At 64.2% G+C, this 13,241-nt stretch carries 17 protein-coding genes; 9 read left to right on the forward strand and 8 right to left on the reverse strand.

What is annotated here, in order from left to right:
• Nucleotides 1–243: 243 nt before the first annotated feature.
• Entirely contained in the window at nucleotides 244–948 is a 705-nt protein-coding gene (locus tag FJ960_RS11265; RefSeq protein ID WP_140713901.1) for a hypothetical protein, read from the forward strand.
• 63 nt (nucleotides 949–1,011) lie between these two features.
• Here FJ960_RS11265 and FJ960_RS11270 read toward each other — a convergent pair whose 3' ends face one another.
• Nucleotides 1,012–1,377, reverse strand: coding sequence for a hypothetical protein (locus FJ960_RS11270; protein WP_140508687.1), 366 nt, complete (start codon nucleotides 1,375–1,377; stop codon nucleotides 1,012–1,014).
• Nucleotides 1,378–1,594: 217 nt separating this feature from the next.
• On the opposite strand from FJ960_RS11270, the gene FJ960_RS11275 reads away from it, so the two are divergent.
• Nucleotides 1,595–2,035 carry a hypothetical protein gene (locus FJ960_RS11275; RefSeq protein ID WP_140713903.1) on the forward strand — a complete coding sequence of 147 codons (441 nt, stop codon included), beginning with the start codon at nucleotides 1,595–1,597 and terminating at the stop codon, nucleotides 2,033–2,035.
• Between the two features lie 74 nt (nucleotides 2,036–2,109).
• Nucleotides 2,110–2,547, forward strand: coding sequence for a nuclear transport factor 2 family protein (locus tag FJ960_RS11280; RefSeq protein WP_140713905.1), 438 nt, complete (start codon nucleotides 2,110–2,112; stop codon nucleotides 2,545–2,547).
• Nucleotides 2,548–2,579: 32 nt separating this feature from the next.
• On the opposite strand, the gene FJ960_RS11285 is transcribed toward FJ960_RS11280, so the two are convergent.
• On the reverse strand, nucleotides 2,580–4,202 hold the full coding sequence (locus tag FJ960_RS11285) for an ABC-F family ATP-binding cassette domain-containing protein (RefSeq protein ID WP_140713906.1): 1,623 nt from the start codon (nucleotides 4,200–4,202) through the stop codon (nucleotides 2,580–2,582).
• Nucleotides 4,203–4,438: 236 nt separating this feature from the next.
• Here FJ960_RS11285 and FJ960_RS11290 point away from each other — a divergent pair, with 236 nt between their 5' ends.
• Nucleotides 4,439–4,789 carry an EthD family reductase gene (locus FJ960_RS11290; RefSeq protein WP_246672719.1) on the forward strand — a complete coding sequence of 117 codons (351 nt, stop codon included), beginning with the start codon at nucleotides 4,439–4,441 and terminating at the stop codon, nucleotides 4,787–4,789.
• Between the two features lie 156 nt (nucleotides 4,790–4,945).
• A complete protein-coding gene (locus FJ960_RS11295) occupies nucleotides 4,946–5,233 on the forward strand; it encodes a hypothetical protein (protein ID WP_140713908.1) in 288 nt (95 codons plus the stop codon).
• A 96-nt stretch (nucleotides 5,234–5,329) separates the two neighbouring features.
• Here the strand turns inward: FJ960_RS11295 and FJ960_RS11300 are convergent, their stop codons facing one another.
• Nucleotides 5,330–6,454 carry a transporter substrate-binding domain-containing protein gene (locus FJ960_RS11300; RefSeq protein ID WP_246672721.1) on the reverse strand — a complete coding sequence of 375 codons (1,125 nt, stop codon included), beginning with the start codon at nucleotides 6,452–6,454 and terminating at the stop codon, nucleotides 5,330–5,332.
• Between the two features lie 220 nt (nucleotides 6,455–6,674).
• Nucleotides 6,675–7,367 carry an SDR family NAD(P)-dependent oxidoreductase gene (locus FJ960_RS11305; RefSeq protein WP_140713910.1) on the reverse strand — a complete coding sequence of 231 codons (693 nt, stop codon included), beginning with the start codon at nucleotides 7,365–7,367 and terminating at the stop codon, nucleotides 6,675–6,677.
• A gap of 171 nt (nucleotides 7,368–7,538) precedes the next feature.
• Here FJ960_RS11305 and FJ960_RS11310 point away from each other — a divergent pair, with 171 nt between their 5' ends.
• Nucleotides 7,539–8,168, forward strand: a complete 630-nt coding sequence (locus FJ960_RS11310; protein WP_140713912.1) for a glutathione S-transferase family protein — start codon at nucleotides 7,539–7,541, stop codon at nucleotides 8,166–8,168.
• Between the two features lie 5 nt (nucleotides 8,169–8,173).
• Here FJ960_RS11310 and FJ960_RS11315 read toward each other — a convergent pair whose 3' ends face one another.
• The gene (locus tag FJ960_RS11315; RefSeq protein WP_140713914.1) at nucleotides 8,174–8,773 is read right to left on the reverse strand and encodes a YdeI/OmpD-associated family protein; all 600 of its coding nucleotides are present in this window, start codon (nucleotides 8,771–8,773) and stop codon (nucleotides 8,174–8,176) included.
• Between the two features lie 197 nt (nucleotides 8,774–8,970).
• Between FJ960_RS11315 and FJ960_RS11320 the strand changes: the two genes are divergently transcribed.
• On the forward strand, nucleotides 8,971–9,315 hold the full coding sequence (locus FJ960_RS11320; protein ID WP_140713916.1) for a VOC family protein: 345 nt from the start codon (nucleotides 8,971–8,973) through the stop codon (nucleotides 9,313–9,315).
• A 26-nt stretch (nucleotides 9,316–9,341) separates the two neighbouring features.
• Here the strand turns inward: FJ960_RS11320 and FJ960_RS11325 are convergent, their stop codons facing one another.
• Nucleotides 9,342–9,815 carry a cupin domain-containing protein gene (locus tag FJ960_RS11325; RefSeq protein WP_140713918.1) on the reverse strand — a complete coding sequence of 158 codons (474 nt, stop codon included), beginning with the start codon at nucleotides 9,813–9,815 and terminating at the stop codon, nucleotides 9,342–9,344.
• Nucleotides 9,816–9,879: 64 nt separating this feature from the next.
• On the opposite strand from FJ960_RS11325, the gene FJ960_RS11330 reads away from it, so the two are divergent.
• Complete coding sequence (locus FJ960_RS11330) at nucleotides 9,880–10,335, forward strand: MarR family winged helix-turn-helix transcriptional regulator (protein ID WP_027144235.1); 456 nt, start codon at nucleotides 9,880–9,882, stop codon at nucleotides 10,333–10,335.
• Between the two features lie 129 nt (nucleotides 10,336–10,464).
• Nucleotides 10,465–11,193: an SDR family oxidoreductase gene (locus FJ960_RS11335; protein ID WP_140713920.1), complete on the forward strand. Its 729-nt coding sequence runs from the start codon at nucleotides 10,465–10,467 to the stop codon at nucleotides 11,191–11,193.
• Here FJ960_RS11335 and FJ960_RS11340 read toward each other — a convergent pair.
• Nucleotides 11,190–12,176, reverse strand: coding sequence for a LysR family transcriptional regulator (locus FJ960_RS11340; protein WP_140713922.1), 987 nt, complete (start codon nucleotides 12,174–12,176; stop codon nucleotides 11,190–11,192). The two genes, FJ960_RS11335 and FJ960_RS11340, sit on opposite strands and share 4 nt — an antisense overlap.
• A 22-nt stretch (nucleotides 12,177–12,198) precedes the next feature.
• Nucleotides 12,199–13,104, reverse strand: a complete 906-nt coding sequence (locus FJ960_RS11345) for a S1C family serine protease (protein ID WP_140713924.1) — start codon at nucleotides 13,102–13,104, stop codon at nucleotides 12,199–12,201.
• Nucleotides 13,105–13,241: the final 137 nt, after the last annotated feature.

The raw sequence follows: 13,241 nt of genomic DNA on the forward strand, positions 1-13,241 counted from the left end.
CAATTTCGCAACGATCTGACCTGTCGTTGTGGGCAAGCGCTCCTTGCGAAGTCCCTGACGCAATATTGGAACCACCCTGCGGTTCGTTGGACCACCTGTCCAGGGCCGCTTGCATGGAGGTTGCCCAGATGAAGTCAATAGTCCTCCGCCTGCGCATGCCTAGGGAACTGTTCGACCCTGATTTCGGTTGTCCGCTGTGCGAACTGTGCTTCCACGAAAGCACTCGATGAGCGAAAACGAAACATGGCGGACAAGAAGCGCGGCTCCATTCGGAAGATCCTGAGCGGCATCGCGGCGAAAATTGCCACCGCCCCTGATCGCATGGCCGAGCAAGGCACGGGCACCGCGTCAATGGTCGCCGAATGGCTGCTGCCGCCAGCGGCGACGCTTGGGTCTTCCTTGCGCCTGAAGGGGATCGAACGCGAAGTTCGGGCCCGCCTGCCGTGGACGGTGCGGAAATTTGCCAAGGCCGAGACGGGCCGCGTCGTCTTGCGCATGATGCGAACCGACGCGGATGCATTCAAGACTGCCTCGGCAACCATCTCCAGGACGCTGGAGGGAATCGAGGCACTGCCCGTGCTTCCGCGAGAGGCAGAGGACATCCTCACCATCTCCTCCCGAGAGCGGCACAAATGGCTCAGGGATGGTCGCCTGAAAAGCATTGGCACGCGTACCGTGAAGATGCGCGGGCGATCCAAGGCTGTGACCTTCCACGTCTTCGATCCACGCCACATCGAGGACGTTCTCGATCGTGACCTGGCGACCGCCTGGCGGGAGGAGGATGCGCTGGAAGTGTCCGAGAACAGACGGCGTGGGGCCGGCAAGGCCGCACTGACACGAGCAGGCAAGCGGACGGGCAACGCCCGCAAGACCAGAAATGCGGGAAAGGACGATGCGCCAAAGCTGGAAGGCTGGGACACATTCGAGGCGGACGGATTGCTACGTTAGAGCAACTCCCAGGAAAAGCGTGTAACGGTTTTTCGTCGAGGTCGCATCCGCAACCGTTCCCAGCTATGGATATTTCGCCGGGGTTGGACTGGCAGGGCTCAAATCACCTTGCAATTCCTTCGGAAGGGGTAGGCTCGAACACTGCAGATGCACGTCGCGGGCGAGCAGCTTTCGTTGCTTCTGCTCGTGCTCCTTGGTCGCCGCTATGATCCCCAACCCGTAGGGGCCAAGTGCGACGAATTCCCAACCCGGGTGCTGTTTTTCGCGGACCGCGTAGTCCGAAGCCGCCGCCCGGGCTTGCTGGCATTGCGGCTTCGCCCATTTCTGGTCCTGCTGCGAAAGCGAGGCTCCATAGTCGACCGGAGACGTCGCGCATCCAGCCATTGTCGCGGCCAATGCGGACATTACAAGCCCCGTCGCAATTCTCATACCGAACCCCTTTGCCAACCGCCGTGGAGCGGACACCGACGTCTCCATCCCACAAGAAGACCGCCGCGACCAGAGAGCCTGGCCTCTTTTCGTGGCGGGCTTCCCGCCGCCAGATTCAGACCGCCGCTTGGAACCAATTATGAGCGAGACTGTTCAGTTGTAACTTTGATGCCACGCCGACCATTCTTGCCGACGGCCACCTTCAGGAGTTCCCATCATGACTATTTCGTCCGGATTTCGTTCAATCGCCGTAGCCGCGATCGCCACGGTAGGCGTCAGCCTTGCCAGCGCCGCGCATGCCGACAGCGGCACGATCCGCTTCTCCGTCTACAAGGCGGCTTTCTTCGTCGGCGGCTCCGGTGGCGAGGGCACGCTGACCTTCCATGGCCGGAAATATCCGATCTCGATCGGCGGCGTCTCGGGCGGCCTCGCCTTCGGCGTTTCCAAGACCTATTTCCAGGGCACCGTGCGCCACATCAGGCGCGCCCGGGACGTGGCTGGCGTATATGGCGCGGCCGGCGGCGGCGGCACGCTCGGCAGAGGCGCTCAGGTGATCGTGATGACCAACGACAAGGGCGCCCAACTCCAACTCACGGGCAGACAGGTGGGCCTGCAGGTGAACGCGGATCTCAGCGGCATGAGCATCTCGCTGAGGTAGGCGCCTCACCCCTCGGAGCGGTTCCCGGAGAAGTGTGAAGCGGTTTCCCGTCCCGTTCGGGGGAGAGGAAGACGATGATCGCCAAAGCCGAGGTCGCGAAATTCTTCGAGGCCTATGCGAAATTCTACAATGACGCGCTCTTGTCGGATGCCGGTTTGAAGGATGTCGCCGACATCTATTCGTCCGCTTTCATCTCAGTCACCCCTGGCGCGGTAATGGCCGGCGAAAACGGCAAGCAACTGATCGAAATCATGAAGAAGGGCTTCGAGGGCTACAGGGCGATGGGCGCCGGGAAGATGACGTGCAGGGATGTATCCGGGACGCCGATCGATCAGGACCACTGCGTGGCAAAGGTGCAATGGGCCGGGGAGTACCACAACAAGAAGGCGGCTCTCATTACTATTGATTTCGAGGTCAGCTATCTCCTCGAGAGGCGAGACGGGAAGCTGAAGGTGTTCGGCTGGATCAGCGGGGACGAGCAGGCCGAATTCAGGAAACACGGCCTGCTTTAGGTCTCGCTTCGGCGAACGGCGCCCCTACCCGCTCAGCTCCTCAGCCCCGGCGCTTCCTGTCCAGTGCGCTCGACATATTCCGTATAGCCGCCGCCATAGGTGTGGATGCCTTCGGGCGTCAATTCGAGAACGCGGTTCGACAGCGCGGCCAGGAAATGCCGGTCGTGCGAGACGAACAGCATCGTGCCTTCATATTGCGACAGCGCCTCGATCAGCATCTGCTTGGTGGTGATGTCCAGATGGTTGGTCGGCTCGTCCAGCACTAGCAGGTTGGGCGGGTCGAACAGCATGAGCGCCATCACCAGCCGCGCCTTCTCGCCACCCGACAGCACCCGGCATTTCTTCTCGATCTCGTCGCCGGAAAACCCGAAACAGCCGGCAAGTGCCCGAAGCGGCGCCTGGCCGGCCTGCGGGAAATTGTCTTCCAGCGTCTGGAACACGGTGCGCTCGCCTTCCAGCAACTCCATGGCGTGCTGGGCGAAATAGCCCATTTTCACGCTCGGGCCCCGCGCCACCGTGCCTGTATCGGGATCGGAGGCGCCGGCCACCAGCTTCAACAGCGTCGACTTGCCGGCACCGTTGACGCCCATGATGCACCAACGCTCGCGGCGGCGGACCTGGAAGTCGAGCCCTTCATAGATGGTGCGGCTGCCATAGGCCTTGTGCACGTTCTTCAAGGTGACGACATCCTCGCCGCAACGCGGCGCCGGCTGGAACTCGAAATTCACCACCTGACGGCGCTTGGGCGGTTCGACACGGTCGATCTTGTCGAGCTTCTTCACCCGGCTCTGCACCTGGGCTGCGTGCGAGGCGCGCGCCTTGAAGCGCTCGATGAAGGCGATTTCCTTGGCCAGCATCGCCTGCTGGCGCTCGAACTGCGCCTGCTGCTGCTTGTCGGCGATCGCCCGCTGCTGCTGGTAGAATTCATAATTGCCGGAATAGGCGGTGAGCGATCCCGCATCGATCTCGACGATCTTGTTGACGATGCGGTTCATGAACTCGCGGTCGTGCGAGGTCATCAGCAGCGCGCCGTCATAGCCTTTCAGGAACTGCTCAAGCCAGATCAGGCTTTCCAGGTCGAGATGGTTCGACGGTTCGTCGAGCAGCATGGCGTCGGGCCGCATCAGCAGGATGCGTGCCAGCGCCACGCGCATCTTCCAGCCGCCCGAGAGCTTGCCGACATCGCCGTCCATCATCTCCTGGCTGAAGCCGAGACCGTCCAGCACTTCGCGCGCGCGGCCGTCCAGCGCATAGCCGTCGAGTTCCTCGAAGCGGTGCTGCGCCTCGCCATATCGTTCGATGATCTCGTCCATCCGGTCGGCCTGGTCGGGATCGGCCATGGCCGCCTCGAGTTCCGCCATCTCGGCCGCCACGTCGCTGACCGGTCCGGCGCCGTTCATCACCTCGGCCACCGCGCTGTGGCCCGCCATGTCGCCGACATCCTGGCTGAAATAGCCGATGGTGACGCCGCGATCGACCTGCACCTGGCCTTCATCGGGCTGTTCCTGCCCGGTGATCATGCGAAACAGCGTCGTCTTGCCGGCACCGTTGGGTCCGACGAGGCCGATCTTCTCGCCTCTCTGCAGGGAGGCCGACGCCTCGATGAAGACAAGCTGACGGCCGTTCTGCTTGCCGATGTTTTCAAGTCTGATCATGATGTTCCGGGGGGTATCGATGCGGAATTGGAATTTTCCCGCGCCCTTACGCGAATGATGGTGCCGGGGGAAGAGGCAGAAGCGCCGCAGATGCCTGCGGGAGCGCGAGGCGCCGATCTCCTCAAGTCGGGAAATCGGCTGTCCCATAGCCCCGCCCCCGGCCCGCGCACATAAAAATCGACCGGCGGTCGAAATCCGCCAATGTCGAACGACTTCGGTTTGGCGGCCTGCACGGCTTGACCATCGACATCAACAGGACAGGAATACGGGCAATGGCCAAGATGCTTGTGATCTACAAAGCCCCGGCCGATCCGGCCGCGTTCGACCGGCACTATTTCGATGTTCATATACCGCTCGCCAAGAAGCTTCCCGGCCTGCGGCGCTACGATGTCAGCAGGCGGCCCATCGTCAAACTCTCGGCGGGCGAGATGCCTTACCTTGTGGGGACACTGTATTTCGACAGCCTCGACGACATCCGCGCCGCGTTCGCCAGCGAAGTCGGCGTTGCCTGCGCCGCCGACCGGCGGATATTGGCCCCGGGCGACGACGATCTGACGATGCTGCTGTTCGACGCCGACGAAGTGTGAACCCGGCCTCCAGACACACTCTAGAAACAAGATTCAACATCCGGGAAAAACTGGCGAAAAGATCGTCTGCGATAACCATCCCCGTGGCAGCCGGGCAGCGGCCGCCAGACACGCCAAGGGATAGTGCCTGCAATACAACGACGTTCGACCGGATGGATGAGTGCCCTGACAGGCATTTCGCTCGCCATGCTTGCGGTCGTACAGTCCGACGCGGAGGCGGCGGTCACCCGGACCGAATATTGCAGCCGGCTCGGCCTTCAACTCGACGGGGCCATCCCGGCCAAGGCCAAACCGGGTGCCAGTGCGAGCCAGATCGCCGAGGTAACGGCACTGCAGGACAAGGCGAACCGGTTCTGCGCCGGGAGCAAGCAGGCGCAAGGCATCCGGATCTACGCCAACGCCCTGAAGCTCCTCGGGGTGACCCCGGTGGACCTCGATCAGTGACGACAGCCATCACCCGAAGACCCGTCCTGAAAGAGGGCGGCTTTTTCTTGCGCGCAATGCCGCGAGCTGTCCGTCCCCCGCTCTCATGCCGATAGCCTATTTCTCGCCCAGATACTGAAAGACCGCCTGTTTCCACCAGTCGCTTTCCATGGTTTGCAGCAGGGCGACATCAAGCAGCTTGCGAAGCCTACTGCCGAGCGGCAGGGCGATGGCATATTGCTGCTGGTCGAAGGTCGCGTCGAGGACCCGCAGGCTCGCGCCGTAGTTCTGTCCGACCAGCCAGCCAAGCAGCGGCTTGTCGTGGACCAGCGCATCGATCTTGCCGGCGCGCAGCGTGTCCAGGCCCTGCTGGACGGTGGCAAAGTCCTGATGGCGGATATGGGTGGAATCCAGGTAGGACGCGGTCGAGGAATTCTGCACGGCGCCGACCCGGACCGTGGCGAGGTCGCTTTCGCCCTGCACCATGCCTTCCATCTGCGTCACGGTCAGCACCGATGTGACGCCGGCGGTGAACACCGCGATGGCGATGATCGATCCCATCATCCACAGCGCGGCCAGCACACGTCCCGGCACGGTTCGCGGACCGAAATCGCCGGTGCTGGCCTGGGTCGCGGCAATCGTCGACCACCACATACTTGAAAACAGGCCCTTGGCGACGCCGCCGCCGAAATCCTCATTGTGGCGGCGTTCGAACATCCAGATCAGGACGCCGACCACGACCGAGATGACGATCAGCGCCAGCACGGCCTGCAGGAAGCCGAACGAGGTCAGCGCGTGCAAAATCGGCCGCCATGACGGCTGGCTGTTGAGCGGTGTAGCGATGCCGAGCCCGGTCGTGAAAAAGGGCTGCGTGAAGTCGACGGCCTTTTCGCGGTCTGCCGTGACCGTGATCGCGGCCATCGCCACGTCGAATTTGCCGCTGACGACGCCGTCGATCTGGTCCTGCACGCCAGGCACTTCGACATAGTGGAAGCGAAGGTTGAGCCGCCCGGCCATCTTCTGCCAGAGGTCGATGCTCAATCCCGACCAGGTGCCGTCCCGCAGCTTGAAGGCGAAGGGCGGCGCGGCCTTTACCCCGACCGATATGTCCTTCGACGACACGTCCGGCGGCAAAGGCAGCTCGGCAGGCGTTTGTGTCTGGCCGACGGCGGCGCCAGCCCCGACGCACGCGGCGACGGCAACGAGGATCAGCGCCATCGTCCACGAAGCAATTCTTCTCAACGGCAACAGCTCCCGGCGACCGATTGCGCCGCGCGATCTGGTCGCGGGCTCGAAAAAATAGCCGCCATGCCGGCCTTCGTCCACCCGCCATGGAGGAGGTGATGCACGGATGTCCGGCGAGATTGATGCGAAAACAATCGTTTGGCACAATTTCCCGATTTAGATGCTGAACGCCGTTACGCAATGCCGGGCGCCGCCCGAACTTGCCCGCGTCTCGCCGTCACCACGGCAGCCTCTTGCCATCGCGAAAAAAGCCGCCAGTCGGGCCGTCGTCGGGCAAGGTCGCGGCCCACACGATGCCCGCCGCCCCTTGCGCCACCGGGCGCCCGCCCGGCCCGCCCATGTCGGTGGCGACCCAGCCCGGGCAGATCGCGTTGACCAGCACGCCCGAGCCGCGCAGTTCGGCCGCCAGCACGCGGGTCAGTGCGTTGAGCGTCGCCTTCGACGTCGAATAGGCTGGCGCGCCCGCGCCCATCGAGGTCAGCGAACCGCCTTCGGAGGAGACGTTGACCAGCCTGCCATGGCCGCCCGCCCCGAGCAGCGGCGCGAAGGCGGCGGCCACCCGCCAGGCGCCGAAGACATTGGTCTCGAACGCCTCGCGGATGAGAGTCCAGTCGGGCCGCAAGGCGCGCGAGCCGGTGTCGTAGTGGATGGCGGCGTTGTTGATCAGCACGTCGAGCCGGCCGAACCGGCGCTGCACGTCGTCGGCTGCTCTCGCCGCAGCGTCGGGCGCGGCGACATCGAGCGCAATGGCCTCGACAGCGCCATCGAGCCCTTTCGCCGCCGCCTCCCCCTTGGCGAGATCGCGCACGCCGAGCAGAACGGTGAAGCCGAGCGCCGCGAGTTGCCGCCCGGTTTCAAGCCCGATGCCGCGATTTGCGCCGGTGACGAGGGCGACTTTGTGGGTGTTCATGGGAAGCCTCTTTGTCGGTCATCTCGGGGCAAAATGGCACGGGTGGACCTGTTTTATTAGAGGGAGGAGATAGCAGTCATCATGCGATGACGCGCATGAGTTGGTTGCGCAGGAATCGGGTGTCGGCGGGCGCAGCTACATGCGATCGTTCACCCATCAAGAGGACCGGTCATGCTCACGCTTCACGATTATCTGCCGTCGCAGAACGGCTGGAAGGTCCGGGTCCTGCTAGGGCTGCTGAAGATCCCTCACGTTACGCGCCTTGTCTCGATTTTCGAGGGCGAGAGCCATACCGAGGCCTTCCTGGCGCTCAACCCGGCAGGCGCGGTCCCGGTCCTTCAACTCGAGGACGGCAGCGACATCGCCGAATCCAATGCGATCCTCACCTACCTTGCCGAGGGCACGCCCTTCCTGCCGTCGGACCGCTACCGGCGTGCCAAGGTCATGCAGTGGCTGTTCTTCGAACAATATAACGTCGAGCCCGTCATCGGCTCGCTGCGCTTCTGGACCCTGACCGGACGGCTCGACCGTAACCAGGCCATGGTTGCCGGCAAGCGCGAAGCCGGAGCCCGTACGCTCGCCGCCCTGAACCGCAGCCTTGGCGAGGCATCGTTTCTCGCCGGCAGCGACCTCACCATCGCCGACATCGCCGTCTATGCCTACAGCCACCGCGCCGGGGATTGCGGCTTTTCGCTCGCGGACTATCCGGGGTTCGCAGCATGGACCAACCGCGTACGCGATGCCATCGGACCCGGCTACCCCGTCCATCCCTACGGCAGCGACCCGCATTCGGGCGCCTGAAGGGCCTACTTCTTCCCCTGTGGATGGATCGTCGCGCCGCGCTTCAGCATCGCGACGAAGGCTTCGATCTTCTTCTTGCGGCCAGCCTCGGTCTTCATGTTGTGGGTGCGGAAGGCGAGCGCGAAGCGGTTCTGCGCGCTGAGCTTTTCCAGCATCGCCTTCGCCGCCGGCTCGGCGTCGATCGCCGCCTGCAGATCATCGGGGATCTTCATCTCCTTGCCGCTGCCATAGGCGCGCGCCCAGCGCCCGTCGGCCTTGGCCGCCTCGACCTCTCTCAGCCCATGCCCGGTCATGCGGCCCTCCTCGACGAGGCGCGCCACATTGTCGACGTTGATCTTGCTCCAGATGCTTTTTTTGCCGCGCGGCGTGTAGCGCTGCAGGAAACTGTTCTCGTCCAGCCCCTTGCGCACGGCATCGATCCAGCCGAAGCACAGCACGACATCGATGGCCTCCTTCGGTGTGATCGACTTCAGTCCCGACCCGACCTTATGCGCCTTGATCCACACTTCGGTTTCCGTGGCGTGGTGTTCGCTGAGCCAGGCGTAAAAGCTCGCCGCGTCGGGAAATTCCCGCACCTTGTCGGGGTCGACCTTGACGGGTGCCATCAGTGCACCTGCCCGATCAGTGTCGTTGTCGCTGGCGTCGCCCTCATCCTGCCTCCGGCATCGTGCGATTCCCCGCATCATGATGGCATGTTTCACTGCCAATTTTCGTCAGCAGTGGGGCACGCTGCCGCCGGGCAACGGAACACACCATCCATGGCCGCGTTCCGACAAGAGTGCAACCGCCATGGAGGATCGCGATGGCCGTGCAGACCGTTTTCGCCCATGTCAGCTGCTCCGACCTCGAGCCCAGCATCGACTGGTATGGAAAACTGTTCGGCAAGCCGCCGCTGCGCCGGCCGATGCCTGGCCTTGCCGAATGGCAGTTCACGGAAAGCGCCGAGGTGCAGCTCTTCGAGGACAAGGAAAAAGCCGGCACCTCGACGCTGACGCTCGGTGTGCTGCCCCTGGCGCCAGAACGGCAGAGACTGGTGGATGCGGGCCTCGAACCCGGCCCGATCGAGAAGGCCGGCCGTTCCTGGATCATGCGCATGCGCGATCCCGATGGCAATCTGGTGGTGTTTGCAAGTGCGGAGCGGGAATAGAGCCGCCGCAGCCCAGCGCTCGTGTTCTACACCGGTGTCGGTGCCGCCGGCGTCAGCCCGTGGCGACGCATGATCTCCACCATGCTGGCCTTGTCCGGCGGGCCACCGGCGGCGGCATGGAACATTGCGAAAATCTCGCGGAAATAGTCCGGACCGATCGCCGCCGGGGTCACGATACATAGTACCGTCGCGTCGTTGACGCCCTTGTTGTCGAACCGGTGGACGGCGCCGCGTGGAATGCATAGCGCCTCTCCCGCTCCGACATCGATCGCCTTGCCGTCTACGGTCCAGGTCAGCACCCCGTCAACGCCGTAGATCGTCTCTTCATAATGATCGTGGCTGTGCGCCGGCGCCAGCAGCCGCGATCCGCCAGCCACTTTCAACTCGAAGGCGGCGACGCTGCCGTTCGAACTGTCGCCCGTCACCAGGAAGCGAATCGATAGCATCTTGTCGCCGATGGCCTCTTCGGCTGGATTGACCTGAAGATTCATGGATGACATTGCGCAACCCCTCCGGTAAATTACATTTACTAGCAATCAGTAAACTCAATTTACCGGATCGTCAATGGCCACGTCCACCGAAGTTCTGCAGACCAAGACCGAGGACCTTTTGATCGGCGCCCTGTTGCGCGTGCCCGCGCAGGCGATCCAGCGCCGGCTGATCAAGGAGCTCAACGACGCGGGTTTCGACGAATTGCGCCTGCCGCACATGGCCGTGCTGCAGTTTCCAGGCCCGGACGGGGCGCGGCCCGGCACGATCGCCGAGCGGGCCGGCATGAGCAAACAAGCCATCAACCAGTTGCTCAGCAGTCTGGAAGGCTACGGCTATCTCGTCCGCTCCGACGGTGAAGGCAGCGCGCGCGTGGTTCGGTCCACCGAGCGCGGCCACGCCGCTTTCTGGAAAATGGTCGACATATTGCGCGACATCGAGGAGGAGTGGCGCACCGAACTCGGACCGCAGCGCTTCGCCCAGTTAAAGGCGCTGTTGTTCGTCGTTTGGGATAGCCCGCTGGTACGCTGACGGGACGAGGCTCATATGGGCTGGCATAATCGGCCCGTCCGATGACACTATCGGTTTCTTCCGTTTTCGCTTTCCGCATCGAGCTGCCAATTCCCTGCCCTTGTCCAACCAAACGAAGGCAGAGCGGATATGAGCATTTCGAACCAAAAGATCCTGATCGTCGGCGGAGGATCTGGCATGGGCCTGGCGCTTGCAAGGCGCTGCCTCGAAGCCGGGGCCGAAGTCATCATCGCCGGGCGCGGCGAAGACAGGCTGCGGCAGGCTCGTGAGGCGCTGGGCAATAGCGCCGCCCTCGAAACAACCACTGTCGACATCACGCGGGAAGATCAGGTCGCGGCGTTGTTCGCCGGGATTGGCGGCCTCGACCATATCGTCAGCACCGCCGCCGACATCGAAGGCGCCTACCGGCTGCTGCCGGAGCTCGATCTCGCGGCGGCGCAACGCGTGGTAGACAGCAAGATCTTCGGGCCGCTGCTGCTGGCCAAGCACGGCGCGCCACGGCTGGCAGTGCCCGGCTCGATGACCTTCGTTTCCGGCATCGCCGCCTACCGGCCGGCCGCGCGCGGTTCGGTCGTCGCCGCCGTCAATGCCGCGCTCGAAGGGATGGTGCGGGCGCTGGCGGTGGAACTCGCGCCGATCCGCGTCAACGCCGTGTCGCCCGGCTGGGTCGATACCGAGATTTGGGCGCAGGTGGCCGGCGACAGGAAAGCAGAGACACTTGCGGCGATGGCCGAGCGGCTGCCGGTCGGCAGGATCGGCCAGCCCGACGACATCGCCGACGCGATTTTCTTCCTCATGGGCAATGATTTTACGACTGGCACGACGCTGCATGTCGAGGGCGGGCATCGCTTGGTCTAGCTGACGACGGCTTTCCCGGAATTGTTTAGAAACAAGACCTTGGAGCGGTTCGCCGATTCAGATCCTGAGCCGGTTCCGGTGTGCGGCGGCGCCAGTGTGTCGCGCGCGGCGGCAAGCAGGTGCCGGAGTGCCGGCGGCTGGACGCGCCGGCGCCGCCAGATCATCGTCAGCGGCGCCACTTGCGCTCGGCCAGGCCATGGCAGTTCGATCAGCTCACCACGCTGAAGCGCGTCGCTGACGGCCAGACGTGGAACGAGGCCCAGCCCCGCGCCGGCCGCGACCAGCCGGGCAATGGCGCCGATGCTGCCGACTTCGGCGGCAAATCCCGAGGCTCCGATGCCCGCCTCGGCGAAGGCGGTGTCGAACATGTGCCGGTAGATGCATCCAGGCTCCGTTGCCACGAAACGTTTTGCGGCAAGGGCGGCCAGATCGCACGGAACCAGATTCAGCCCCGGCGCGGCGATCAGTACCAACGGCTCGGCCGCTATCGTATGCCTGGCGAAGCGTTGATCGACGCCGCCATTTGGAACATCGCGGCGATTGAAGCAGAAGGCGACATCGATGTCGCCGTCCTCCAGCTGGCGCAGCAGCGTGCCGCTGTCGGTCACCTTCATCCGGACGGCGATGTCGGGGTGGCTGGCCTGGAACCCCGGCAGCCAGGGCGCCAGGCGGGCCGAGGCGATCGACTCCAGCGCACCGATGGTCAGAACGCCGCTGGTCTGGCCAGACGCCGCCTGAACGGCGGCACGCGCCTCGCCGTCCAGCCGCAGCAGCTCTTCGGCGATGGGCCTCAGCGCCAGCCCCGCCGGCGTCAGCTCCAGCCCTGATTTCGAGCGTGTGAACAAGGCAGCGCCCAGCTCGGCCTCCAACGACTGGACCTGGTCGCTGACGCTCGACTGGGCGAGATGAACCATCTCGGCGGCGCGCGTGATGTTGCGGCTGCGCGCCACTGCGAGGAAGGTCTTGAGCAGTCTTGGATGCATGGGCTGGCCGAAATCGCCGGGCCTACTGCAGCTGCGGCTTTTTCAGGAAACTGCCGCGGTCGGCGGATTTGACGCGCAGCCAGGTCTCGCGGCCGTCGCGCACCACCCGCATCGGGATCTCGGCACCGGCCGAGCCGCTTTCCCAAAGCTTGCGATAGAAATCGGCGAGCCCGTCGACCTCACCGTCGCGGACCTCGGAAATGACGTCGCCTTCGCGCAGGCCGGCCTTGGCCGCCGGGCCGCCCTCGGTCACGCTCATCACCACCACCTTGCCGTCGCTTTCGGCCGACAGCGCGCCGAGCCACGGGCGCGGCGGCTTGGCCACGTGGCCACGCGTCAGCAGGTCGTCGAGGATGGGCGGCAACAGGTCGATCGGAACCACCATGTTGATATCGGCAACCTCGCCGGCGCGGCTCATCTGCAAGCGCAGCGAACCGATGCCGAGCAGCGCGCCCTCGGCGTTGAACAATGGCGCGCCGCCCCAGGACGGATGCGCCGGCGCGATGAAGATCGCTTCGTCGAGCAGATACTCCCAATAGCCGGCGAATTCCTGCTTGGTGACGATCTTGGCCTCGATCGCCCGGCCGATGCCGTCGGCAAGCACCACCGCGTCGCCGACCCTGGCCTTACCGGCATCACCCAGCGCCACGGCCGGCAGACCGGTCGGCGCCAGCGCCTGAACGAGGCCGAAGCCCGATTCCTGGTCGTAGGCGAGCGCGTGAGCGGGGATTACGCGGCCGTCATGCGAGGTCAGCCAGACCTCCTCCGCCTCTGTGATGAGATAGCCGATGGTCAGCACCAGCCCGTCACTGCGGATGACGACGCCGCTGCCTTCCCTGAGCGTGCCCAGTGCCCCGGCCGTGAAGGCATCCTCCGGAACGGTCGCCCGCACGGCAACGACGGAACGCGGATTGGGATTGATGGTCATGATTTTGTCCTGCGATGCGAATGCCTGGCGGCTTCTTCTATAGGTATGCCACGGGGGAGATGCTGCAAGGGGGTGAGAAACGGTGGCCATAGGGCAGGAAAAGCCAACTGCTCGGCTTTTCGAATTTCGAACGCCCG

This window comes from Mesorhizobium sp. B2-3-11 (assembly GCF_006442215.1).
Taxonomy (GTDB): Bacteria; Pseudomonadota; Alphaproteobacteria; order Rhizobiales; family Rhizobiaceae; genus Mesorhizobium; species Mesorhizobium salmacidum.

Bases quoted from the DNA above. Each gene is read 5' to 3' on its own strand.
- FJ960_RS11345 (WP_140713924.1), bottom strand. From the start codon at position 13,104: ATGACCATCAATCCCAATCCGCGTTCCGTCGTTGCCGTGCGGGCGACC.
- FJ960_RS11325 (WP_140713918.1), bottom strand. From the start codon at position 9,815: ATGTCATCCATGAATCTTCAGGTCAATCCAGCCGAAGAGGCCATCGGC.
- FJ960_RS11315 (WP_140713914.1), bottom strand. From the start codon at position 8,773: ATGGCACCCGTCAAGGTCGACCCCGACAAGGTGCGGGAATTTCCCGAC.
- FJ960_RS11275 (WP_140713903.1), top strand. From the start codon at position 1,595: ATGACTATTTCGTCCGGATTTCGTTCAATCGCCGTAGCCGCGATCGCC.
- FJ960_RS11305 (WP_140713910.1), bottom strand. From the start codon at position 7,367: ATGAACACCCACAAAGTCGCCCTCGTCACCGGCGCAAATCGCGGCATC.
- FJ960_RS11340 (WP_140713922.1), bottom strand. From the start codon at position 12,176: ATGCATCCAAGACTGCTCAAGACCTTCCTCGCAGTGGCGCGCAGCCGC.
- FJ960_RS11295 (WP_140713908.1), top strand. From the start codon at position 4,946: ATGAGTGCCCTGACAGGCATTTCGCTCGCCATGCTTGCGGTCGTACAG.
- FJ960_RS11280 (WP_140713905.1), top strand. From the start codon at position 2,110: ATGATCGCCAAAGCCGAGGTCGCGAAATTCTTCGAGGCCTATGCGAAA.
- FJ960_RS11285 (WP_140713906.1), bottom strand. From the start codon at position 4,202: ATGATCAGACTTGAAAACATCGGCAAGCAGAACGGCCGTCAGCTTGTC.
- FJ960_RS11320 (WP_140713916.1), top strand. From the start codon at position 8,971: ATGGCCGTGCAGACCGTTTTCGCCCATGTCAGCTGCTCCGACCTCGAG.
- FJ960_RS11335 (WP_140713920.1), top strand. From the start codon at position 10,465: ATGAGCATTTCGAACCAAAAGATCCTGATCGTCGGCGGAGGATCTGGC.
- FJ960_RS11330 (WP_027144235.1), top strand. From the start codon at position 9,880: ATGGCCACGTCCACCGAAGTTCTGCAGACCAAGACCGAGGACCTTTTG.
- FJ960_RS11265 (WP_140713901.1), top strand. From the start codon at position 244: ATGGCGGACAAGAAGCGCGGCTCCATTCGGAAGATCCTGAGCGGCATC.
- FJ960_RS11310 (WP_140713912.1), top strand. From the start codon at position 7,539: ATGCTCACGCTTCACGATTATCTGCCGTCGCAGAACGGCTGGAAGGTC.
- FJ960_RS11270 (WP_140508687.1), bottom strand. From the start codon at position 1,377: ATGAGAATTGCGACGGGGCTTGTAATGTCCGCATTGGCCGCGACAATG.